At 65.7% G+C, this 20093-nt stretch carries 19 protein-coding genes and 1 tRNA gene; 13 read left to right on the top strand and 7 right to left on the bottom strand.

The window, feature by feature from the left end:
• The first annotated feature begins 174 nt into the window (after positions 1 to 174).
• Positions 175 to 1236 (top strand): alpha/beta fold hydrolase, encoded by a 1062-nt coding sequence (locus U0023_RS05315; RefSeq protein ID WP_009763374.1) that lies wholly within the window; start codon positions 175 to 177, stop codon positions 1234 to 1236.
• Here U0023_RS05315 and hisN read toward each other — a convergent pair.
• Positions 1156 to 1938: a histidinol-phosphatase gene (gene hisN, locus U0023_RS05310; RefSeq protein WP_009763375.1), complete on the bottom strand. Its 783-nt coding sequence runs from the start codon at positions 1936 to 1938 to the stop codon at positions 1156 to 1158. The two genes, U0023_RS05315 and hisN, sit on opposite strands and share 81 nt — an antisense overlap.
• A 117-nt stretch (positions 1939 to 2055) precedes the next feature.
• Between hisN and U0023_RS05305 the strand changes: the two genes are divergently transcribed.
• Positions 2056 to 3315 carry an MFS transporter gene (locus U0023_RS05305; protein ID WP_009763376.1) on the top strand — a complete coding sequence of 420 codons (1260 nt, stop codon included), beginning with the start codon at positions 2056 to 2058 and terminating at the stop codon, positions 3313 to 3315.
• A 170-nt stretch (positions 3316 to 3485) separates the two neighbouring features.
• Here the strand turns inward: U0023_RS05305 and U0023_RS05300 are convergent, their stop codons facing one another.
• Positions 3486 to 4376 carry an N-formylglutamate amidohydrolase gene (locus U0023_RS05300; protein ID WP_009763377.1) on the bottom strand — a complete coding sequence of 297 codons (891 nt, stop codon included), beginning with the start codon at positions 4374 to 4376 and terminating at the stop codon, positions 3486 to 3488.
• Positions 4377 to 4550: 174 nt separating this feature from the next.
• On the opposite strand from U0023_RS05300, the gene cpdR reads away from it, so the two are divergent.
• The 5 genes from cpdR to U0023_RS05275 all read left to right on the top strand — a co-directional run bounded on the left by cpdR (position 4551) and on the right by U0023_RS05275 (position 6931).
• On the top strand, positions 4551 to 4907 hold the full coding sequence (cpdR, locus tag U0023_RS05295) for a cell cycle two-component system response regulator CpdR (protein ID WP_009763378.1): 357 nt from the start codon (positions 4551 to 4553) through the stop codon (positions 4905 to 4907).
• Positions 4908 to 4996: 89 nt separating this feature from the next.
• Positions 4997 to 5071: transfer RNA gene (locus U0023_RS05290), tRNA-Val, on the top strand.
• Between the two features lie 43 nt (positions 5072 to 5114).
• Positions 5115 to 5240, top strand: a complete 126-nt coding sequence (gene ykgO / locus U0023_RS05285; RefSeq protein ID WP_009763379.1) for a type B 50S ribosomal protein L36 — start codon at positions 5115 to 5117, stop codon at positions 5238 to 5240.
• Positions 5241 to 5311: 71 nt separating this feature from the next.
• Positions 5312 to 5917, top strand: a complete 606-nt coding sequence (locus U0023_RS05280; RefSeq protein WP_009763380.1) for a tetratricopeptide repeat protein — start codon at positions 5312 to 5314, stop codon at positions 5915 to 5917.
• A gap of 15 nt (positions 5918 to 5932) precedes the next feature.
• Entirely contained in the window at positions 5933 to 6931 is a 999-nt protein-coding gene (locus U0023_RS05275) for an alpha/beta fold hydrolase (protein WP_009763381.1), read from the top strand.
• Between the two features lie 22 nt (positions 6932 to 6953).
• Here the strand turns inward: U0023_RS05275 and pyk are convergent, their stop codons facing one another.
• From pyk to U0023_RS05260, 3 genes are all read right to left on the bottom strand, one after another.
• Entirely contained in the window at positions 6954 to 8390 is a 1437-nt protein-coding gene (pyk, locus tag U0023_RS05270; RefSeq protein WP_009763382.1) for a pyruvate kinase, read from the bottom strand.
• A gap of 2 nt (positions 8391 to 8392) precedes the next feature.
• On the bottom strand, positions 8393 to 8854 hold the full coding sequence (locus U0023_RS05265; RefSeq protein ID WP_009763383.1) for a DUF1036 domain-containing protein: 462 nt from the start codon (positions 8852 to 8854) through the stop codon (positions 8393 to 8395).
• 206 nt (positions 8855 to 9060) lie between these two features.
• On the bottom strand, positions 9061 to 9999 hold the full coding sequence (locus U0023_RS05260) for a DMT family transporter (protein WP_009763384.1): 939 nt from the start codon (positions 9997 to 9999) through the stop codon (positions 9061 to 9063).
• 109 nt (positions 10000 to 10108) lie between these two features.
• Here U0023_RS05260 and U0023_RS05255 point away from each other — a divergent pair, with 109 nt between their 5' ends.
• From U0023_RS05255 to U0023_RS05240, 4 genes are all read left to right on the top strand, one after another.
• Complete coding sequence (locus tag U0023_RS05255; protein WP_009763385.1) at positions 10109 to 10948, top strand: N-formylglutamate amidohydrolase; 840 nt, start codon at positions 10109 to 10111, stop codon at positions 10946 to 10948.
• A 4-nt stretch (positions 10949 to 10952) separates the two neighbouring features.
• Positions 10953 to 11258, top strand: coding sequence for a DUF1244 domain-containing protein (locus U0023_RS05250; protein WP_009763386.1), 306 nt, complete (start codon positions 10953 to 10955; stop codon positions 11256 to 11258).
• Between the two features lie 61 nt (positions 11259 to 11319).
• Positions 11320 to 11577, top strand: a complete 258-nt coding sequence (locus tag U0023_RS05245) for a DUF2312 domain-containing protein (protein WP_009763387.1) — start codon at positions 11320 to 11322, stop codon at positions 11575 to 11577.
• Between the two features lie 397 nt (positions 11578 to 11974).
• The gene (locus tag U0023_RS05240; protein WP_009763388.1) at positions 11975 to 12835 is read left to right on the top strand and encodes an urea carboxylase-associated family protein; all 861 of its coding nucleotides are present in this window, start codon (positions 11975 to 11977) and stop codon (positions 12833 to 12835) included.
• 48 nt (positions 12836 to 12883) lie between these two features.
• Here U0023_RS05240 and U0023_RS05235 read toward each other — a convergent pair whose 3' ends face one another.
• A complete protein-coding gene (locus U0023_RS05235; RefSeq protein WP_009763389.1) occupies positions 12884 to 14545 on the bottom strand; it encodes a DUF882 domain-containing protein in 1662 nt (553 codons plus the stop codon).
• 133 nt (positions 14546 to 14678) lie between these two features.
• On the bottom strand, positions 14679 to 16445 hold the full coding sequence (locus U0023_RS05230; protein ID WP_009763390.1) for a L,D-transpeptidase family protein: 1767 nt from the start codon (positions 16443 to 16445) through the stop codon (positions 14679 to 14681).
• Between the two features lie 376 nt (positions 16446 to 16821).
• Between U0023_RS05230 and U0023_RS05225 the strand changes: the two genes are divergently transcribed.
• On the top strand, positions 16822 to 18669 hold the full coding sequence (locus U0023_RS05225) for a M3 family oligoendopeptidase (RefSeq protein WP_009763391.1): 1848 nt from the start codon (positions 16822 to 16824) through the stop codon (positions 18667 to 18669).
• Entirely contained in the window at positions 18669 to 20036 is a 1368-nt protein-coding gene (locus tag U0023_RS05220; protein ID WP_009763392.1) for an ABC1 kinase family protein, read from the top strand. The genes U0023_RS05225 and U0023_RS05220 overlap by 1 nt, the downstream gene beginning before the upstream one ends.
• The last annotated feature ends 57 nt before the right edge of the window (positions 20037 to 20093 follow it).

The following is a 20093-nucleotide window of genomic DNA, read 5'->3' as shown; positions in this document are numbered from 1 at the left end:
CGCTTGAAGCGACATGCAGAAAGATCCACCAAAAGAGGCTGGATCCCGGTTGATGCACCGCCGTCATGGCCGGCACGAGTTCGATGTGGGAGCCGGCCGGTTTGCTTTCAAGAGGGGCGTTCCCTAAGCTGAATCCGCCCTATAAAGGCGTGAGCTTTCGAGTTGGAAACGCCCGTGGAATTCATCACCACTCCCGACAATCCCGTGCCCGGCGAACCCAAGCTGGTCGGCGTCACGACCCGCGACCGCATTCCGCTCCGGGTGGCCACCTGGATGCCGGAAACCGAGGCGCCGCAGGGCACGGTCTGCATCCTGCAGGGCAGGGCGGAGTTCATCGAGAAATACTTCGAGGTGGTGGGCGAACTGCTCGACCGGGGCTTCGCCGTCGTCGCCTTCGACTGGCGCGGGCAGGGATTGTCTGGTCGACAGGTCGGCAATCCCCGGAAAGGCCATGTCCGGCGCTTCTCGGATTTCCGGTACGATCTGGAGGCGATCCGCGACCAGGTGCTGGTGCCGCATATGCCGGAGCCGCATTTCTGCCTGGCCCATTCCATGGGCGGTGCCATCGCGCTCAACGCGGCTTATGAGGGCTGGCTGCCCTTCCGGCGCCTCGTGACCACGACGCCGATGATCGCCCTGTGCATCATCAGGCGCACCGCATCCGCCGCGCTGCTGGCGCGGATCCTGCGGTTCCTCGGAATGGGCAAGACGTTCGTTCCCGGCGGCGGGGAGACGTCGATCTCGACGATGCCGTTCAAGGGCAACCGCCTGACGAGCGACCCGGTCCGCTATGCCCGCAATGCCGAGGCGGCCCATGCCATCGGGGCGGGGGCCATCGGCGCGCCGACGGTGGCATGGCTCGACAGCGCCTTTCGCTTCATGAAGCGCTTCGCCGATCCGGCCTATGCGGTGAAGATCCGGGTGCCGACCCTGATCGTGGCGGCCGGCGCCGACCCGGTGTGTGCCACGCCGGCTACCGAGCGCTTCGCCGCGCGGCTCAAGGCCGGCTCCGCCATCGTGATCCCGGGCGCCCGGCACGAGATCCTGATGGAGCGGGATTCGATCCGCGAGCAGTTCTGGGCCGCCTTCGACGCCTTCATCCCGGGCACGCCCGACCCGATGGTCGGTGCGAAGCGGGATCGGGCCGACATCGGATCAGCGGCTGAGCAGCTCGACGGCGGCGGCGTGGACCCGGCGGTCGCCCGCCGCGACGATGCGCCCGCCATCGGCGGCTGATCCGCCCTCCCAGGTCGTCACGACGCCGCCCGCGCCCTCGATGATCGGCACCAGCGCGGCGATGTCGTAGGGCTTCAGCCCCGACTCGACCACGAGGTCGATATGGCCGGCGGCCAGCATGCAATAGGCATAGCAATCGCAGCCGTAGCGGGCGAGGCGCGCGACGCTCTCCACCCGGTCATAGGCCCGCAGCTCGTCGCCGGCGAAGAGGCGTGGGCTCGTCGTGGAGATGACCGCGTCCTTCAGGGAGGCGCAGCGGCGCGCCAGGAGCTTGCGCTCGCCGCCCGGTCCCCGATAGGTCGCGCTGCCGCCGTCGCCGAAGAAGCGCTCGCCCGTGAAGGGCTGGTGCATCATGCCGAAGACCGGCCGGCGCTTGTAGGTGAGCCCGATCAAGGTGCCCCAGGTGGGGAGACCCGCGATGAAGGCTCGCGTTCCGTCGATGGGGTCGAGCACCCAGACGTAATCCGCATCTTCGCGCTCGGAACCGAATTCCTCGCCGACGATGCCGTGGGTGGGGAAGCTGCGCTTGATGAGGTGACGCATGATCGCCTCGCTCGCCCGATCAGCCTCCGTCACCGGGTCGAACGCTCCGCCCCTGGACTTGTCCTCGGTGGCGATGGCGGTGCGGAAGAAGGGCAGGATCGCCTGGCCCGATTGGGTCGCGAGCTCGTTGACGAAATGCGTGAAGTCGATGAGCCCCATGACTTGGCGTATCCCCTAAATGATGAATGCGGGCGGCCTTGGCCCGCCTGCGATCAGCTTTTATCAAGCGCTTGGCGCGCGGCAAGAGAACGGTAGCGCCAAAGGATTTTGCCTGCCATGGATTTTGCGCCCAAGACCGGTACCACGCGCTTCGAATCGGCCCTGCTCCTGATTTCCGTGCTCGCCGCGCTCTATGCGGTCAGCCAGTTCCTGCGCAATTCCATCGGGGTGATCGCCAACGATCTCGCCCGTGAGCTGCACCTCACGGCCACCCAGACGGGCCTTCTCTCCAGCGCCTTCTTCTTCGCCTTCGCGGCAGTCCAGATCCCGATCGGCATCCTCATCGACCGTTATGGCCCCAAGCGGGTCATGCTGGCGACCGCCGTGCTGACCGTGGCGGGCACGGTCCTCTTCGCTTTTGCGCCTTCGGCATCCCTGCTCATCGCCGCGCGGGCGCTCATGGGGCTCGGCTGCTCCACCTTCTTCATGGCACCTCTGGTGATCTATGCCCGGCGCTTTCCGCCGCAGCGCTTCGCCGGACTGACCAGCCTGCAGATGGGACTGGCCAATATCGGCACCCTAGCGGCGACGGCCCCGCTGGCGGCATCCGCCGCCGCCTTCGGCTGGCGCGTCTCGTTCCTCGCGCTGGCCGTACTGACCATTGTCATCTGGCTCGCCATCGTGTGGGTCGTGCCCCGGGATGCTCATTCGGACCGACCCAAGGAGACCTGGGCCGACGCGTTCGGGGGCGTTTCCGCCGCCCTGAAGGTGCCGTCCTTCTGGCCTGTCTTCTTCATGCACCTGACCACCTATGGGTGCTTCGCCTCCGTGATCGGACTCTGGGGCGGGCCCTGGCTGTCGGACGTGCACGGGGCCGACCTCGCCACGAGAGGCAACATCCTGCTGCTCGGCGCGACGGCGCAGATCTGCGGCATGCTGCTCTGGGGCGCCATGGACCGGTTCTGGGGCAGCTACAAGAAGCCCGTCCTCATCGGCAGCACGGGGACGGTCCTGCTTCTCGTCGTGCTCGTCCTCGTGCCCCTCGACCGGACCGCAGCCATGGTCTGGTTCCCACTCTTCGGTCTCTGCGTCGCCTATACGCCCATCCTCACAAGCCACGGGAAATCGCTGTTTCCGGGCACCCTGACGGGACGAGGCATCACGCTCATGAATATCGGCACGATGGGCGGGGCCTTTCTCTGCCAGAGCGTGACGGGGGTGCTGATCGATGTCATGGGGCGGTCGGATGCAGGCCTCTACCGGCCCGAAGGCTATCGCCTCGTCTTCGCCGCGCTTGCGGGCTGGCTGCTCCTCAGCTTGGCCTTCTATGTGACAGCTATCGATCCCCATCCCGGCAGCCATGCGGACAAGGCATGACCAGTGCGAAGATTTTAGTTGCAATTTGTGCGATGCGGCGTAATTATTGCAGTGCGATATGGCGATGGCGTCGCCTTATCGCTGCCCTTCTTGGGCGTTTCCTCCCTAAACTTCGGGCCGCTGGCAACAGTGGCCTTTTTTCTTGCCCGAATGGTTCGAGGCGTCGAGGATCACTCCGCCGCGATCGACCGGATCGTCAGCTCGCCTTCGATATCCGAGATCACCTGGGTGAAGGCCTGGGTCAGATCCTCGCGGAGAATCGCGAAGCCCGGCTTCTGCTGCATGTTGCGCTCGTCCATGTAGAGCGCCCGATTGATCTCGATCTGGAGCGCGTGCCGTCCCAGGGCCGGCTCGCCGTAATGCTCAGTGATGAAGCCGCCCGCATAGGGCTTGTTGCGGATCACCGTATAGCCGCGTCCGCGTAAGGCCGCTTCCACCAGGTCGATCAGCAGGGTGGCGCAGCTTGTGCCGTAACGGTCTCCCAGCACGATGTCGGCCCTGGCTCCGTCTTCGCGGCTGACGCTGGAGGAGGGCATGGAATGGCAGTCGATGAGTACGGCGTGCCCGAAATGCTGGGCCGTGCGGCGCACGAGCTGGCGCAGGGTCCGGTGGTAAGGCTTGTAGAGCCATTCGATCCGGTGCAGGGCCTCCTCCACATGGAGGCGCGAACGGTAGATCTCCTGCCCGTCCGCCACGATGCGCGGGATGGTTCCGAGGCCTCCGGCCACCCGCATGGAGCGGGTGTTGGTGAAGGGCGGCAGGCGGCCGTCGAACATGCGGGAATCGAGCTCGTAGGGCTCCCGGTTCAGGTCGAGATAGGCGCGCGGGAAGCGGGCGGTCATGAGGGGAGCGCCGAGTTCGGTCACGGAGCCGAAAAGCTCGTCGACGAAAGCGTCCTCGGAGCGCCTCAGGGCGACGGCATCGAGCCGGGACGCGGCCAGGAAGGACGCCGGATAGACGGCTCCCGCATGCGGCACGTTGAAGACGAAGGGGATCGTCTGCGCCGAAGGTTCGGTGATCGTGAAGGGGGGATCGAACTCATCAACGATGGTTGGCCGCATCAGAAATCTTGGCTTGATTGGAAAAGAAGCAGGTCTTGGCGCTAGTGTAAGGCAGCTCCGCCGCCTGTCCATGACAATATCGTAGCAAGGCTGCGTCGTACTTTCACGGCTTGTTTACCATCGATCCCTCATCAAGGAGCGAGTCAAACCGCCACGATTCGGGACTGGCAACCGATGAAGATTCTTCTTGCCGAAGACGATAACGACATGCGCCGCTTCCTCGTGAAGGCGCTGGAGAATGCAGGCTACGACGTGGCCTCGTTCGACAACGGCCTTTCGGCCTATAACCGCCTGCGCGAAGAGCCGTTCGAACTCCTCCTGACGGACATCGTCATGCCGGAGATGGACGGCATCGAGCTGGCCCGCAAGGCCACCGAGCTCGACCCGGAGATCAAGGTGATGTTCATCACCGGGTTCGCCGCCGTCGCGCTCAATCCGGATTCCCAGGCCCCGCGCGACGCGAAGGTCCTGTCGAAGCCGTTCCACCTGCGCGATCTGGTGACCGAAGTCGATAAAATGATGGCTGCCTAAAAAAGGCTGGCCTTCAGGCTTGCGCCAGAGCCCGCTTGTGGGTATATCGCCCCCACAGCCGAAGCGGGACCTCAAAATCACCGTTTCCCGGGCGCGTAGCTCAGCGGGAGAGCACTACGTTGACATCGTAGGGGTCGCTGGTTCGATCCCAGCCGCGCCCACCATTTTCTTTTTCCGGCCTTCCCGAGGGGCCGCAGGAGACCGGATATGAAGATCCGTAACTCGTTGAAGTCGATCCGCGGCCGTCACCGCGACAACCAGCTGGTTCGTCGCAAGGGCCGGGTCTACATCATCAACAAGACCCAGAAGCGCTACAAGGCTCGTCAGGGCTGAGTCAGTGCTGCGGCATCGCCGCACACGATAATCTGAATTGACCACGCATGCCGGGACCCTAAAATCCCGGCATGCGTTTTTTCGCGTGTCTGCTGACCCTCGCCCTCGTCTCCACCGCACTCCCCGCGAGCGCGCAGGAGTCCGTGCGTCCCAAGGACCCCAAGGAACAGGCGCAGCCGCCTCGGACACGCCCTCGCGCCTCCACCCTGGACGAGCTGTTCGAGCGCTTGGGAAAAGCGCAGTCCGAGCGCGAGGCGGAAGGCATCTCGTCCCTGATCGAGCGGCGTTTCTCCCGCTCCGGCTCCGATACGGCCGACCTTCTGCTCAATCGCGCCGCCGAGGCCTATGGAAAGAAGGACTTTCCCCTCGCCATCGAGCTGATCGACCGGGTTCTGGTGCTCCAGCCCAACTGGGCGGAGGCCTGGTACAAGCGGGCGACGGTCTTCTACCAGCTCGACGATCCGGTGGGCGCCATGGCCGATCTGCACCGGGCGATCAAGATCGAGCCTCGTCACTTCAATGCCTGGACCGGGCTCGGCCATATCCTCATGGCCTCCGACGACAAGGTTCATGCCCTCGAAGCTTATCGACGGGTGCTCAAGATCAATCCGCAGATGTCGGACGTGAAGACCATCGTGAACCGCCTCGCCCCCGAGGTTGACGGACAGGACCTCTAAATCCACGTTGCAGGGATGTCCCTGCTCCTCGCTCTCGCCGTGCCGCTTTCGCTCCTCGCCCTGGGGGCCGCGTTCACCTATCTCTACGCCTGGTCCATCGAGAGGCGCTTCCCGCCGACCGGCCGGTTCGTCGCGGTCGAAGGTTGTAGGCTGCATTACCGGGAGGAGGGGCCACGCGACGGATCGGAGAGGGGAACCATCGTCCTCCTGCACGGCGCATCGTCCAACCTGGTCGAGTCGATGCTCGGCATGGGCTGGGCGCTTTCGCACCGCTACCGGGTTCTCGCCTTCGACCGTCCCGGCCATGGCTGGAGCGAGCGACGGCCGGGCCTGCATGAAGCGCAGCCCGCCCGGCAGGCGGCCCTGATCGCGCGCGCCCTGCGGCAATTGGACGTTCGGGATGCGGTGATCGTCGGGCATTCCTGGTCGGGGACCATCGTGCCCCATTTCGCCCTCGATCATACGGATGTGACGGGAGCGATCCTCGTCCTGTCCGGGATCACGTCCCCATGGCCGGGAGGCTATATCGGCTGGTATCGGCGCCTGATCGATTCGCCGGTCGGATGGCTGCTGATGCGCACCCTTGCCGTGCCGGTTCTTCTCGTCCTGCGGCCCTGGATGAAGAGCAAGACGTTCCGACCGCAATCGGCCCCGCCCGACATCGTCAAGAAGGGCTTCATCCCGCTGGCCTTCCGACCCCGGGCGTATGAGGCCAACATGCAGGATTTCGCCGTCATGTACGAGGCGGTCCTGCGGCAGAGCGTGCGCTACGGGGACATCCGGCTGCCCGTGACGGTCGTGGCCGGCGACCGGGACGAGATCGTCTGGAGCGATCTCCACAGCCTCTGCTTCGTCCGGGCGGTGCCGGGCGCGGAGCTGATCCTGATGCCCGGCATCGGCCATATGCCGCAATATGCGGACCAGATGACGGTTCTCGCGGCCATCGAGGCCCTGGCCGGGCGGGTCGCTCCAAACGAGATCACCGGCACGAGGCCGGTGATGACGTGGGAGTGAGGCGAGACACGGAGTTTCTGCCTTAAGCCTGAGCGGCGTGCTCCTGATTGACGAAGGCGATGCGCACCATGTTGGTGGCGCCGGGCGTGCCGAAGGGCATGCCGGCCACGATGATGATGCGCTCGCCGATGGCCGAGTAGCCTTCGCGCACGGCGAACTTGCAGGCGCGGAACGCCATGTCGTCGATGTCGCTGGCGTCCTTGGTGCGGATCGAGTGCACGCCCCAGACCAGCGCGAGACGCCGGGCGGTGTTCACGCTGGGCGTCAGCGCGACGACCGTGGAGTTCGGCCGCTCGCGGGCGATGCGGAACGCGGTCGAGCCCGAGAAGGTCCAGGCCGCCACCGTCTTGATGTTGAGCGTGTCGGCGATCTGGTGCGAGGCCGCCGCGATGGCGTCGGAGCCCGTGGCTTCCGGCTCCGCGTTCAGGGTGCGCATGATCGACCAGTAGTTCTGGTCCTGCTCCACCTCTTCGGCGATGCGGCTCATGGTGGCCACCGCGTCGACCGGATACTGGCCCGAGGCGCTCTCGGCGGACAGCATCACGGCATCCGCGCCGTCATAGACGGCGGTCGCCACGTCGGAGACTTCCGCGCGGGTGGGAACCGGCGAGGTGATCATCGATTCCAGCATCTGGGTCGCCACCACCACGGGCTTTCCGAGCTTGCGGGCCGTGCGGACGATGCGCTTCTGGATGCCCGGCACCTTCTCCAGCGGCATCTCCACGCCGAGATCGCCGCGGGCGACCATGACCGCGTCGGAGATCTCCATGATCTCGTCGAGGCGGGTGATGGCCTGCGGCTTCTCGAGCTTCGACATCACGAGCGCGCGGCCGCGAGCGACCTTCTTCACCTCGGCCACGTCCTCCGGACGCTGCACGAAGGACAGGGCGATCCAGTCCACGCCGGCATCGAGGGCGGCTTCGAGATCCGAGCGATCCTTATCCGTCATGGCGGCGACGGGGATCGTCGTGTCCGGCAGGCTGACGCCCTTGCGGTTCGAGATCTTGCCCGCGACTTCCACGGTCGTGGTGGCCGAGCCCTGCTTCACGCTCTTCACGCGCAGCCGCAGCTTGCCGTCGTCGATCAGCACCGTGTGGCCGGGCTCGAGCGAGGACAGGATTTCGGGATGGGGCAGGTGCACGCGGTTCTTGGTGCCGGGCGTCTTGTCGGCGTCGAGCGTGAAGCTCTGGCCCTGCACCAGCATGGCGCTGTCGCCCTCGAAGGCGCCCACGCGCAGCTTCGGCCCCTGCAGGTCGGCGAGAATCGCGATGGGGCGCTTGAACCGGGCCTCGACCGCGCGGATCATCTCGACCCGCTCTTTCAGCTTCTCGCGGGGCAGGTGGCTCATGTTGAGGCGGAAGACGTCGGCACCGGCCTCGAACAGCTTGGCGATCATCTCCGGATTCTCGGAAGCCGGGCCCAAGGTTGCTAGGATCTTCGTGCGCCTGTCGCGTCTCATCGTCATGGCCCCCCTGGCCGGTTCGTTTCGGTGAGCTGGATCGTCCAGCTCTTCTGTTCACCTGTGTCGACTTCGAAGAAGCCGCTGCGATCAAAGCCTCTGGCGAGGCAATCCTCCGTTCCGCGAATCGTGAATTCGCGCTCCCGGGTGCACATGAAGGAGCGTCCGCTCCATTCGCCGCCCCGGTCGTAATCGATGGCATAGATATAATAGAAGCGGCCGCCGAGCTGCCCCTTGAGCAATGTCTCGCAGCCGCGCGCGGTGAGATTCCACCAGCCCTCCGTGACCCACCCTTGAGCGTCCCGGTAACCGAGCGCGATGCCGACCCGGCTCGACGTCATGTTGCACAGGCGCAGATCCGCCTTCGCGGGCGATGCGGCCAGAAGGCACCCGCTGCCGAGGAACGCTGCGAGTGCAAGGCTTCGCCGCCAGCGAGGAGACGATGTGTGGAGAGCGGCCTTCATGGATGCGGTATGATCGAATCGAAAGGAATGAAATCGCACAATGCGGTGAGAACTATGTCGAATCGTTGTCGGCCAGAAGTTCAGCCGGGGCAAGGCTTTACCGCAGGCACGCTGCAGATTTTGCGGACCGCATGGCCTTTACACCACGCAAGGGCCTCTTTGGAATGGGCATCGCTCTCTATTTCCTCTCCATATGGAGGGGGGATCTATCCGGCCGGCGCATCGGCTGTGGGCCGCGCGATCCAGATGCCGAACAGAATCAGGGCTCCGCCGACGCTCTGCACCAGCGTCAATGGCTCGCCGAGAATGGCCCAGCCGAACAGGGCCGCTGCGATCGCCTCCAGGAAAATCACCAGCGACGAGAAGACCGCCGGCAATCGCCCGAGCGCGATGGCGAGAAGGCCCTGTCCGCCCGCGTGGCTGACATAGGACATGGCGAGCAGCGCCGCGATGCCCTGGGCGGTGTGGGGGATCACCCGCGTGTCGAAGAGAAGCGCGACGACCAGAAGGATCGCCGAGGTGATCAGCCCGGCCTCGAATGTCACCCGTGCGGCCCCGGCCGTCTTGCGTGCCCGGCTGGCGGCCAGGAAATACATGCCGAAGAAGAAGGCCGTAGCGACGCCGTAGAGATCGCCGACGATTCGGGCCGGATCCGCCTGGAGGCTCTGCCCGATCAGCGCCGCGCCGCCGAGGAGGCAGAGGGCAAGGCCCATGAAGGTTCCGCGCGAGACGCGCTGCCTGAGGACGAGCCAGACGGTCAGCACGACGAAGAGCGGCGCCATGGTGGCGAAGAAGGTGGCGTTCGCCACCGTGGTCTTGAGAATCGCCAGATGCCAGAAGAACAGATCGCCGGCGAAGACGATGCCCCCGAGGATGCTCGCCTTGGAAAACCGGACCCTCGGCGTGCCGGCGGGCGCGCGCTTCTCCTCGATTCGCATCCACGCATAGAGCAGGGGCAGGCAGAGCGAGACGCGCCAGAAGGCGCTGGCGAAGGGCCCCACATCGGCCGGCGCCCCGCCCATGCTGGAGGAGGCGAAGCGCACGAAGATCGGGGAAATCCCCATGGCGACGGCGCCGAGGCACAGCGCGGCAAAGGCTGAAGTCAAGCCCGGTTCGAGCCGGGCCGTCGTGGATGGGGAGGCCATGAGCGTCGTGAAAGTCTGTTGCGCGGAAGGTCGCGTTGTCAGGGTCGGAGGGGCACGTTAAGGCTTTTCCTCCGCCGTTCAATCCATCCTGTCGAAATCCATCTCCGCCATGTCCGCCTCCGCCGCTCTCAAGCGCGACGATCCGTCCCGTGAACCTCATCCCGTGGAAATCGTCCCCGGTTCCGTCGAATCGGGGATTCTGATCCTGTGCGACCACGCCTCCAATGCGGTCCCGCCGGATCTCGGCGATCTGGGGCTTCCGGAATCCGAGTTCGAACGCCACATCGCCTACGACATCGGGGCGGCCGCCGTGACGCGCGCGCTCGCCCGCCGCTTGGGCGCTCCGGCGATCCTGACCCGGTTCTCGCGCCTCATCATCGATCCCAACCGGGGCCGGGACGATCCGACCCTGGTCATGCGCCTGTCCGACGGCGCGGTGGTGCCGGGCAACGCCAAGGTCGACGAGGCCGAGATCCAGCGGCGCATCGCCCGCTTCTACGATCCCTATGACGACGCCATCGCGGATGCGATCCACGAGGCCATGGCGGCGGGCCATCCGCCGGTCATGGTGACGGTCCATAGCTTCACGCCGATCTGGCGCGGCTGGGCCCGGCCCTGGCATGTGGGCATCCTGTGGGATGCGGACGACCGTTTCGCCAGGCCGCTCCTCGACGGTCTCGCGGCCGAGGACGGACTCGTCGTCGGCGACAACGAGCCCTATGATGGGGCGCTGGCGGGCGACACGGTCGACCGGCACGCCACGATCCGGGGCCTCGCCAATGCGCTGATCGAGATCCGGCAGGATCTGATCGCGTCGGACGAGGGCGCCGAGGAATGGGCCGAGCGCTTCGCCCGGCTGCTCAAGCCGCTCGCCGGCCGGCCCGGGCTGCGGGAGCCGAAAATCTTCGGGACCCGCACGCGCGAGCGCCTGCGCCAGCATGGAGGGTAAGGTCATGAAGGATATCGACGCGAAGACCCAGGTGGAATTGGAGGCCGCGGCGTTCCGCCGGCTCGTCGAGCATCTGCGGGAGCGGACCGATGTCCAGAACATCGACCTCATGAACCTGGCGGGATTCTGCCGGAACTGCCTGTCCAACTGGCTCAAGGAAGCCGCCGACGAGCGCGGCATCGCCCTCTCCAAGGAGGAAAGCCGGACCCATGTCTACGGCATGCCCTACGAGGAGTGGAAGGAACGCCATCAGCGCGAGGCTTCTTCCGCACAGCTCGCCGATTTTGAGAAATCGAAGCCCGGGCATTAAAACCGCTTCAACCAAATGGCCATAACACTGGCACCAACACCACGTTTAAGGGGCTTCCCTCATGGATGACGCAGCTTTCAACACCGAATCCGTCGCAGCCGACCAGCTGAAGGCCTTCATCGAGCGCATCGAGCGCCTCGAGGAGGAAAAGGCCGGCATCGCAGGCGACATCAAGGACGTCTATGCCGAAGCCAAGGGCAACGGTTTCGACACCAAGGTCCTGCGCAAGATCGTTTCCATTCGGAAGAAAGACTATGCCGAGCGCCAGGAAGAGGAGGCGATCCTCGAGCTCTACATGCAGGCGCTCGGGATGGTCTGAGGCCTTCCTGCCGTTCCGCCTTTTCAAAAGCCCCGTGGATCGCTCCGCGGGGCTTTTCTTGTTTCAAGGAACTGGCTCATCACCCTCTCACCTGATCCTGAGGAGCAGCGCAGCTGCGTCTCGAAGGATTGTCCGGAGAGCGCAGAAAGCGCTCCGCTGTCATCCCCGGCGAGCGCAGCGAGGGAAGGGGATCCACGATCAATCTCTGAGCCATGGATTCCCTTCCCTTCCGCTGCGCTCCGGCCGGGAATGACACCTGCGGCGCTCTTTGCATCGAGATCGCCGGCACAAGGCCGGTGATGACGTAAGGTGAAACGGACCAGCCATCCATCCTTCCCGCTCGCCTGCGGCGATCCGGTTGCCTATAAGGAACCGACTGCGAAAGCTGGAGAAACGCATGAAGCTGGCCCGGGACCAAGTGTCGGAACCTCGTGACGCGGAGGCACGCCGGAAGGTGGCTCCCGTCATCTGCTATCCCGTCGATACGCTGCCGCGGCCCGACCTCGCCGCCTATCAGGCCGCCCGGACGGGATGGGAGAAAATCGACGAGGTCGTCGTGCCGCCGCGCGACGCGCGCTGCTTCAGCGTGCCGGCCGGCTGCTTCTTCCGGATCGTGAGCATCGAGGGGCCGCAGGTGGGCGATCTCAATCTCTGGTCGGCGGACGATCTGAACGAGCGCTTCTTCTCCGGCAAGACCAGGGCCCTCAACGGCACGCATGTGTCGACCGGCGACCAGCTCTGGTCGTCCCTGCCTTACTTGAGGCCGATGGCGACGATCACCCACGACACCCTCGACTGGTACGGCTTCGACGAGTTCGGCGGCTCCGTGCACGACGTGATCGGCACGCGCTGCGATCCCTATACGCATCGCCTGCTCTCGGGGCACGACTATCACCATTGCTGCCATTCCAACCTGACCCGCGCGCTCGCGCACCGGCTGGGACGTCCCAAGGACGAAGTCGAGCCGGCGGTGCACGACGTGCTCAACGTCTTCATGTGCACCGGCTTCACGCGCGACACGGGGCAGTACTTCATGAAGGCGAGCCCCGTGCGGCCGGGCGATTATCTGGAATTCTTCGCCGAGATCGACCTGCTCGGCGCGCTCTCCGCCTGTCCCGGCGGCGATTGCAGCGCGCAGCATTCGAGCGATGTCGCGGCCTGCCATCCGCTGCTGGTCGAAGTCTATCGCCCCAAGACGCCGCCACAGGGCTGGACCTCTCCGACGCGTAACGCATACGGCCGGCAGCACGGCGAGTGAGACATCCTCCGGTTCAAACAGAAAGGGCCCCGCGAGGGGCCCTTTTCCTTATCGCACCACCGGCAGCGGTTTGACCGCCGGCCCGGTGAATTTGTTGGTCGCCAGATCGCCCGCGGGCTTGTTCGAGAAGCCCATATGCAGGCTGGGTTCCGCCGACATGAGGGCGCTCAGGGCGGTTGCCGGGGGCTTTCTTGCGGTGGGCGCCGCCTTGGCTTCCGGAGCAGCCGCAGGCTTCGCCTTCTCGGCCTTCGGCGGCGCCTTGGGCGTGGAGCCGGTCACCGGAATGTCGACCGGGCTCGCGGAGGCCACCACGACGGGGCGCAGGTCGGGCCGGGGCGGCGGCAGGGGATGCTGGACGGCCGCCATCTCGGTCGCGCCGCGCTGTTCCGGAAGGCCGGGGATCGGGTTCGTGGCCGCGAGCGATCCCGGACGGGCCGGCGGAAGCGGAGCGTAGGCGAGGGCGACGGTGCCGGCGACCGGTTCGACGCCGCCTGCGTCGTCCGCGTCGGGCCGCCGCGGCGGCATCGGCGCGAAGGCCATGCCCTTGGGGATCGACAGATCGGATTGCGATTCCGGACCCTGCTGCCAGGCCAGGACGGGGCCCGATGCGGTCTGCACGGTGCCGGGCGCTCCGTTGATCCGGGTCGGCGGGAGCGGCGCCGTGGGCGGCGGCGTCAGGTCCTCACGCAAAGCCGGCGCCATGGCGGCCATGACGGCGGGAGCGGGCGGCTCGGGCCGCGGCTGGATCGCCACGGGAGCGGGACGGATCGGCTCGGGAGCCTGGCGCTGCTCAAGCGCCGCATAGACCGACGTGTTGGAATCGCTGGCGTAGTAGTTCTGAGGCGACTGGGCCGGACGGGAGGCCACGATGGCCCGGCCCGGCCGCGAGGCGACCCGGATCTCCTCCGCATCCTCGTTCTCGTCCTCGTCGAGGCCGAACAGCGTTGCCCAGAAGCTCTTACGCCGCGGCTGGTTGGCGACGGCCTCCTCGGCATCCGCGTAGGCGGTATAGCCTGCGACCGTGCCGCCCTTGGCGAGAACCTCGGCGCGAGCCTCGTCGTAGCCGGGCAGGGGCCTGCCGTCCGACGGGATATGCACGGTCTTGCCGTCGGGGAATATGCTGGCGAGCTGCGAGCGCGTCATGCGCGGCCAAGCGCGCACGCTGCCTACGTCGAGATGGACGAAGGGCGTGTAGGCGTTGGGATAATAGCCGACGCCGCCGTTCTGGAGCCGCATGCCGATGGCGCGCAGGCGCGCGGCGGACACGTCCGGCAGGTAGAAGTCCATGGCCTTGCCCTGCATGTGCTGGCTGTTCTTGGCCACCACGCTCGACCGTCGCCGGAGCATCGAGTTGGTCTGGGGCGAGCGGTAGCCCGAGTTCACATGCACGGGCGCGCTGGACCCGACTTCGCGATAGACCTCCCACACCGTATCGAACAGGCGCGGGTCCATGCGGGTCGGCTCGTCGCGGCGCCAGTCGCGCAGGAACCAGTTGAGCTGCTGCAGGGCGCCCGAATCGTACTGGCCGTTGCGCCTGAACGTGACGGTGAGGCTTTCCTTGGTGTTGTTGTTGTAAAGGCTCAGCGTGCGGGTATCGCCGTTGGCGACGGCATCCTGCGTGCCCCGCACCCCACCCACCATGACGGCCAGAAAGGCCACAAGACCAATGCCGGCGCGCTGCGCCAGGCGGTCCGTACGCAATACTCTCACTGTGGTACTCGTCTTTACCGGTCCGCATCCGGGGATGCAGCAATCCTTATGGTGAAAGGATCTTTGCCGAAGACGGTTACGTTCCCGTTAAATGAGAGCAGGAAATCGGTCGAAAACGCGATGAAAGAGGCGGCTACTCGGACAGGTTGAGAGCGGCCCGGACCTTGCGGTCGAGGCCATAGAGATCCTCGAAGCGCTTCATCTCGCCCTTCTCGTCGACCGTGAGCGTGAAGTAGGTCAGGTGCACGGGCAGCGGGTTGGTCAGGTGCACGGTGCGCTCGCCCTTGCCGATGAGGCCCCGCAGCTTCTCCTCGGTCCACTTGCCGTCCTTGCCCATGATCTCTTCCGCAAGCTGGAAGGGCTTGTCGACGCGCACGCAGCCATGGCTGAAGGCGCGCTTGCTGGCGGAGAAGAGATTGCGGTTCGGCGTATCGTGCAGATAGACCGCATGCTGGTTGGGGAACATGAACTTCAGGAAGCCCAGCGCATTGCGCTCGCCCGGCGGCTGCTGAACCATGATCCGATCGCCGCGCCGGATGATCTTGTAGCCCTTCTTCGCCGCGTAGTCGGGGTCGTTGGCGAGCGCCGGGAGGATCTCCTTCTTCATGATCGACGGCGGGATCGTCCAAGACGGATTGACCACGAGGTACTTCATGTCCTCGGAGAAGATCGGCGTCTGCGACTGCTCTTTGCCGACGATGACCCGCGTCTGATAGACCGTGTCGCGTCCTTCGACCATCTGCAGGCGGAATTCGGGCACGTTCACCATGATGTGCCGCTGCCCCAGATTGGCCGGCAGCCAGCGCCAGCGTTCCATGTTGGCGATCAGGTCGGATTGCCGTTGCGCCACCGAGGGACCGGAGAGGGCCGCCACCGTCTGGGCATTCAGGACGCCCGTGTCCGGCAGGCCCTTCTCCTTCTGGAAGGCCGCCACGGCGGAAGCCACGCGCTCGTCGTAGACCGTCTGGTTGTTCGCTTCCTTCGTGAGGTTGAACCGAGCCCGGATCAGGGGCACGCGCGGATCCTTCATGCCCACGCGCAGGACCGGGCCGCGCGGCAGACGCACGCTCGGCTGCGAGGGATGGCTCTCGCGCAGTTTCGCCAGCTTTTCCTTCAGGGCCTTGTAGCCGGCATGGGGCGGGTTGTAGGCCTCGAGCGCTCCGCCCGCATCGCCGGCGGTGGAGACCTTGCTCAGCACCTCGTCGACGGCCGGCAGGGCGAGCTTCGGCGTCACGAGCGGGGAGAGCCGCGCGAGGTCGATGCGCGCTCCGCGGGCATCGCGGGCATAGCGGATCACCGACAGGGAGAGTCGCACATCGGCCTGGGCCCATTGCGCCGGATTCGCATCCCTGCGCAGGCCCCGGTCGGGCAAGGAATAATCGGTCGGATCGAGACCGTCCTCGTCGGCGGCCTTCAGGCGTTCCATCGCGCCCAAGGCGGCGGGCGACCAGGCGCCGTCCCGCGCCCAGACCAGCGGGCGCTCGGCCTGCGCGTAGAAGGCCTGCAGCGCCTCCCGGTCCTTGGCGCTCACGCGCATCTCGCGCATGGCGGCATCGTCCGCGAACAATCCCTCCACGGCCATGCGGAAGAGATCGGTCTGCATCAGGGCCGTCACGGGAGCCGCATCCGGCAGGGGAATGTCGATGGCGGGAGCGGCCTTGAGGTCGACCGCCTCGATCGTGACGGGCGCGGGCTCGGGCAGCGGGACGGCTTGAGCGGCCGTATCCTTCCGAGCGTCGGCGTCCTGAGCGGCGACATCGTGGAAGGAGGGCTCTGCCGGAGCGGTCTGGACCAAATCGGCCTGGGGTTGGGCCGCATCGTCCGCGAGGGCAGACAAGGGGAAGAGGGAGACAGATCCAATGAGACCAAGCCACAGTGCCGTCTTGCGCACGTCACGCATGATCATGCTCCTCATCGCAGTTGAAGGTGGAGGCGAGATCAATCCTCCATCGGGTGAATATCGTCGGTGTTCGCGCACACGTCCTGTTACGCTTAACGCGCGAAACGCCATGCGGCTTCATCGTCTAGGTCAAGTTGGTTCAATTTTCTGTAAAGGCCCGTGGCGCTGCCCGGTCCGGACGGAGCGCGGGGAGAGAATACGGAAAAGGGAAACGATATTCAATAGCATCAGACTGTGCTGAACGAGAAGGGGTAAACCATCTCTTGATGGATCAGAGATGGAAGCCGGCCCTCGGCCGCGATGGGTTGATCCGGAGAGCGCGGCAGCCAATATGTGTGCAGACCCTTCCAAAGTGCTCCCAAGCAGGCAGTCGTCCGTGACCTTTCAGACAATCTCCCCCGCGCACCTTCCATCCGCCGCCGGCGCCGCTCAGGCCGATCTCGGGTCGCTGCCCGAATGGAACCTGTCCCATCTCTATCCCGGCATGGACAGCGAGGCATTCAAGCGGGATCTCGCCAAGGCGGAAGCGGAGTGCAAGGCCTTCGCCGAGGCTTATCGCGGTAAGCTCGATGCGATGGTCCGGGGCGATAAGGCGTCCGAGAGGCTGAACGAGGTGGTGAAGCGCTACGAGGCGCTCGAAGATCTTCTCGGCCGCCTCATGTCCTATGCGGGCCTCATCTATTCCGGCGACACGACCGATCCGGTCCGGGCGAAGTTCTACGGCGACACCCAGGAACGCCTGACGACCGCCTCGACGGAACTGCTCTTCTTCGCGCTCGAACTCAACCGCATCGAGGACGCGGTTCTCGACAAGGCCATGGGCGAGCAGCCGCTCGCCCATTACAAGCCCTGGATCGAGGACCTGCGCAAGGACAAGCCCTTTCAGCTCGAGGACAAGATCGAGCAGCTCTTCCACGAGAAGTCGGTGACCGGCCGCTCGGCCTGGAACCGCCTGTTCGACGAGACCATCGCATCCTTGCGCTTCACGGTGCGCGGCGAGGAGCTGCCCATCGAGCCGACTCTGAACAAGCTGCAGGATCCGGACGAGAGCGTGCGCAAGGATGCGTCGGATGCTTTGGCGAAGACCTTCAAGGCGAACCTGCGCACCTTCACGCTCATCACCAACACGCTCGCCAAGGACAAGGAAATCTCCGACCGCTGGCGCGGTTTCGAGGATGTGGCCGATTCCCGCCATCTGGCCAACCGGGTCGAGCGCGAGGTCGTCGAGGCGATGGTCTCGGCCGTGCGCGAGGCCTATCCGCGCCTGTCCCATCGCTACTATGCTCTCAAGGCCAAGTGGTTCGGCAAGGACAAGCTCGATCATTGGGACCGCAACGCGCCCCTGCCGAAGGTCGAGCAGCGCACCATTTCGTGGAACGAGGCCAGGGATACGGTTCTCGCGGCCTATTCCGATTTCTCGCCGCGCATGGCCGATATCGCCAGGCGCTTCTTCGACGAGCAATGGATCGATGCGCCGACCCGTCCGGGCAAGGCCCCCGGGGCTTTCGCCCACCCGACGGTGCCTTCGGCTCATCCCTATGTGCTCCTGAACTACCAGGGCAAGCCCAGGGACGTGATGACGCTCGCCCACGAGCTGGGCCACGGGGTGCATCAGGTCATGGCCGGCCCCAACGGCGCGCTCATGGCGCCGACGCCCCTGACGCTCGCCGAGACGGCGTCAGTCTTCGGCGAGATGCTCACCTTCCGCCGCCTGCTCGACCAGACGAAAGATCCGGTGCAGCGCAAGGCGATGCTCGCGGCCAAGGTCGAGGACATGCTCAACACGGTGGTGCGCCAGATCGCGTTCTATTCGTTCGAGCGCAAGGTCCATCTGGAGCGCCGCAACGGCGAGCTCACCGCCGACCAGCTGTGCGATCTCTGGATGTCGGTACAGGACGAATCCTTAGGCCCGGCGATCCGTCTCGGCCCGGGTTACGAGAGCTTCTGGACCTACATTCCGCACTTCATCCACTCGCCGTTCTACGTCTACGCCTATGCCTTCGGCGACTGCCTCGTGAACTCGCTCTACGGCGTGTACGAGCGCTCCAATGAAGGCTTCGTTGACCGCTATTTCGCGCTGCTTTCGGCCGGCGGCACCAAGCATTACTCGGAGCTGCTCGCCCCCTTCGGTCTCGACGCCGGCGATCCCGCCTTCTGGCAGATCGGCCTGTCGATGATCGAACGCCTGATCGGGGAGCTCGAAGCCATGGAGCAGGCGGCCTGATGTCCGATTCCGATCGCGAAGCGAACCGCTTCTCCGCGCGTGCCGCCCGTTACGCCCGTGTGGGCGCCAATATGGGCGGAGTCGCGGCCCGCATGGCCGGCTCACGGCTGTTCGGGGGCGATGCGCGCGACGCATCCAACGCGGCGGTGCTGGCCCAGGCGCTCGGCGGGCTCAAGGGGCCGATCATGAAGGTGGCGCAGCTGCTCGCCACCATCCCGGACCTCATCCCGCCCGAATATGCCGCAGAGCTGCAGAAGCTCCAGAGCGAGGCGCCGCCCATGGGGGCGGCCTTCGTGAAACGGCGCATGCAGGCGGAGCTGGGTCCCCAGTGGCAGAGCCGGTTCGGCTCCTTTGACCTCACCCCGGCGGCGGCTGCATCCCTCGGTCAGGTCCATCGGGCGACCACGAAGGAGGGCGAGAAGCTCGCCTGCAAGCTCCAATATCCCGACATGCAATCCGCCGTGGAGGCGGATCTGAGCCAGCTCGAACTCGTCTTTGCCCTCCATCGCCGCATGGATCCCGCCATCGACACGCGCGAGATCGCCAAGGAGATCGGCGAGCGAGTGCGCGAGGAACTCGATTACGAGCGGGAGGCGAAGCACGCGGCGCTCTATGCCCGGACCCTCGCCGACGTGGGGGAGGTCCGGGTGCCGCGCGTCCATCCGGAGATCTCGACCAAGCGCCTCCTGTCCCTCGAATGGCTCGAGGGCGAGAAGATCCTCGGGTTCACCGAAGCGCCGGTCGAGATCCGCAACCGGCTGGCGGTCGCCATGTTCAAGGCCTGGTGGCATCCCTTCAGCCATGCGGCCGTCATCCACGGCGATCCGCATCTCGGCAATTACACGGTCTTCTCCGAAGGCGGAGAGGCGCGGGGGATCAACCTCCTCGATTACGGCTGCATCCGCATCTTCCATCCCCGGTTCGTCGGCGGCGTGGTCGATCTCTATCGTGGGCTCCAGACCGACGACCGCGCCCGCGTGGTCCATGCCTACGAGACCTGGGGGTTCAAGAGCCTCTCGAACGAGCTGATCGACATTCTCAACATCTGGGCCCGCTTCATCTACGCCCCGCTCCTCGACGACCGGATCCGCACCGTGGCCGACGGCGTGAAGCCCGGCGAATACGGCCGCCGCCAGGCCTTCGAGGTTCACAAGGCCCTGAAGGAGAAGGGGCCGGTCACCGTCCCGCGCGAGTTCGTGTTCATGGACCGGGCCGCCGTGGGCTTGGGCGCGGTCTTCCTGCACCTGAAGGCCGAGCTGAACTACCACCGGCTGTTCGAGAACGAGATCGAGCGCTTTTCGCTGGAGAACCTTGAGCAGAAGCAGAAAGAGGCCCTGGCCGCTTCCGGTTTACCAAATCCTATGTAATGAGGTTGCATCTTTTGCCGTTAAGCCTTACGCATGACGGTACGTTAGAGGCAGCTC

Source organism: Microvirga lotononidis (assembly GCF_034627025.1).
GTDB lineage: Bacteria > Pseudomonadota > Alphaproteobacteria > Rhizobiales > Beijerinckiaceae > Microvirga > Microvirga lotononidis.
This window is presented reverse-complemented; position numbering and strand designations above follow the sequence as displayed.

Coding starts and splice junctions, on each gene's coding strand:
- cpdR (WP_009763378.1), top strand. CDS start 4,551: ATGAAGATTCTTCTTGCCGAAGACGATAACGACATGCGCCGCTTCCTC.
- U0023_RS05250 (WP_009763386.1), top strand. CDS start 10,953: ATGAAGGATATCGACGCGAAGACCCAGGTGGAATTGGAGGCCGCGGCG.
- ykgO (WP_009763379.1), top strand. CDS start 5,115: ATGAAGATCCGTAACTCGTTGAAGTCGATCCGCGGCCGTCACCGCGAC.
- U0023_RS05260 (WP_009763384.1), bottom strand. CDS start 9,999: ATGGCCTCCCCATCCACGACGGCCCGGCTCGAACCGGGCTTGACTTCA.
- U0023_RS05300 (WP_009763377.1), bottom strand. CDS start 4,376: ATGCGGCCAACCATCGTTGATGAGTTCGATCCCCCCTTCACGATCACC.
- U0023_RS05230 (WP_009763390.1), bottom strand. CDS start 16,445: ATGCGTGACGTGCGCAAGACGGCACTGTGGCTTGGTCTCATTGGATCT.
- U0023_RS05240 (WP_009763388.1), top strand. CDS start 11,975: ATGAAGCTGGCCCGGGACCAAGTGTCGGAACCTCGTGACGCGGAGGCA.
- pyk (WP_009763382.1), bottom strand. CDS start 8,390: ATGAGACGCGACAGGCGCACGAAGATCCTAGCAACCTTGGGCCCGGCT.
- hisN (WP_009763375.1), bottom strand. CDS start 1,938: ATGGGGCTCATCGACTTCACGCATTTCGTCAACGAGCTCGCGACCCAA.
- U0023_RS05265 (WP_009763383.1), bottom strand. CDS start 8,854: ATGAAGGCCGCTCTCCACACATCGTCTCCTCGCTGGCGGCGAAGCCTT.
- U0023_RS05305 (WP_009763376.1), top strand. CDS start 2,056: ATGGATTTTGCGCCCAAGACCGGTACCACGCGCTTCGAATCGGCCCTG.
- U0023_RS05245 (WP_009763387.1), top strand. CDS start 11,320: ATGGATGACGCAGCTTTCAACACCGAATCCGTCGCAGCCGACCAGCTG.
- U0023_RS05280 (WP_009763380.1), top strand. CDS start 5,312: ATGCGTTTTTTCGCGTGTCTGCTGACCCTCGCCCTCGTCTCCACCGCA.
- U0023_RS05220 (WP_009763392.1), top strand. CDS start 18,669: ATGTCCGATTCCGATCGCGAAGCGAACCGCTTCTCCGCGCGTGCCGCC.
- U0023_RS05275 (WP_009763381.1), top strand. CDS start 5,933: ATGTCCCTGCTCCTCGCTCTCGCCGTGCCGCTTTCGCTCCTCGCCCTG.
- U0023_RS05255 (WP_009763385.1), top strand. CDS start 10,109: ATGTCCGCCTCCGCCGCTCTCAAGCGCGACGATCCGTCCCGTGAACCT.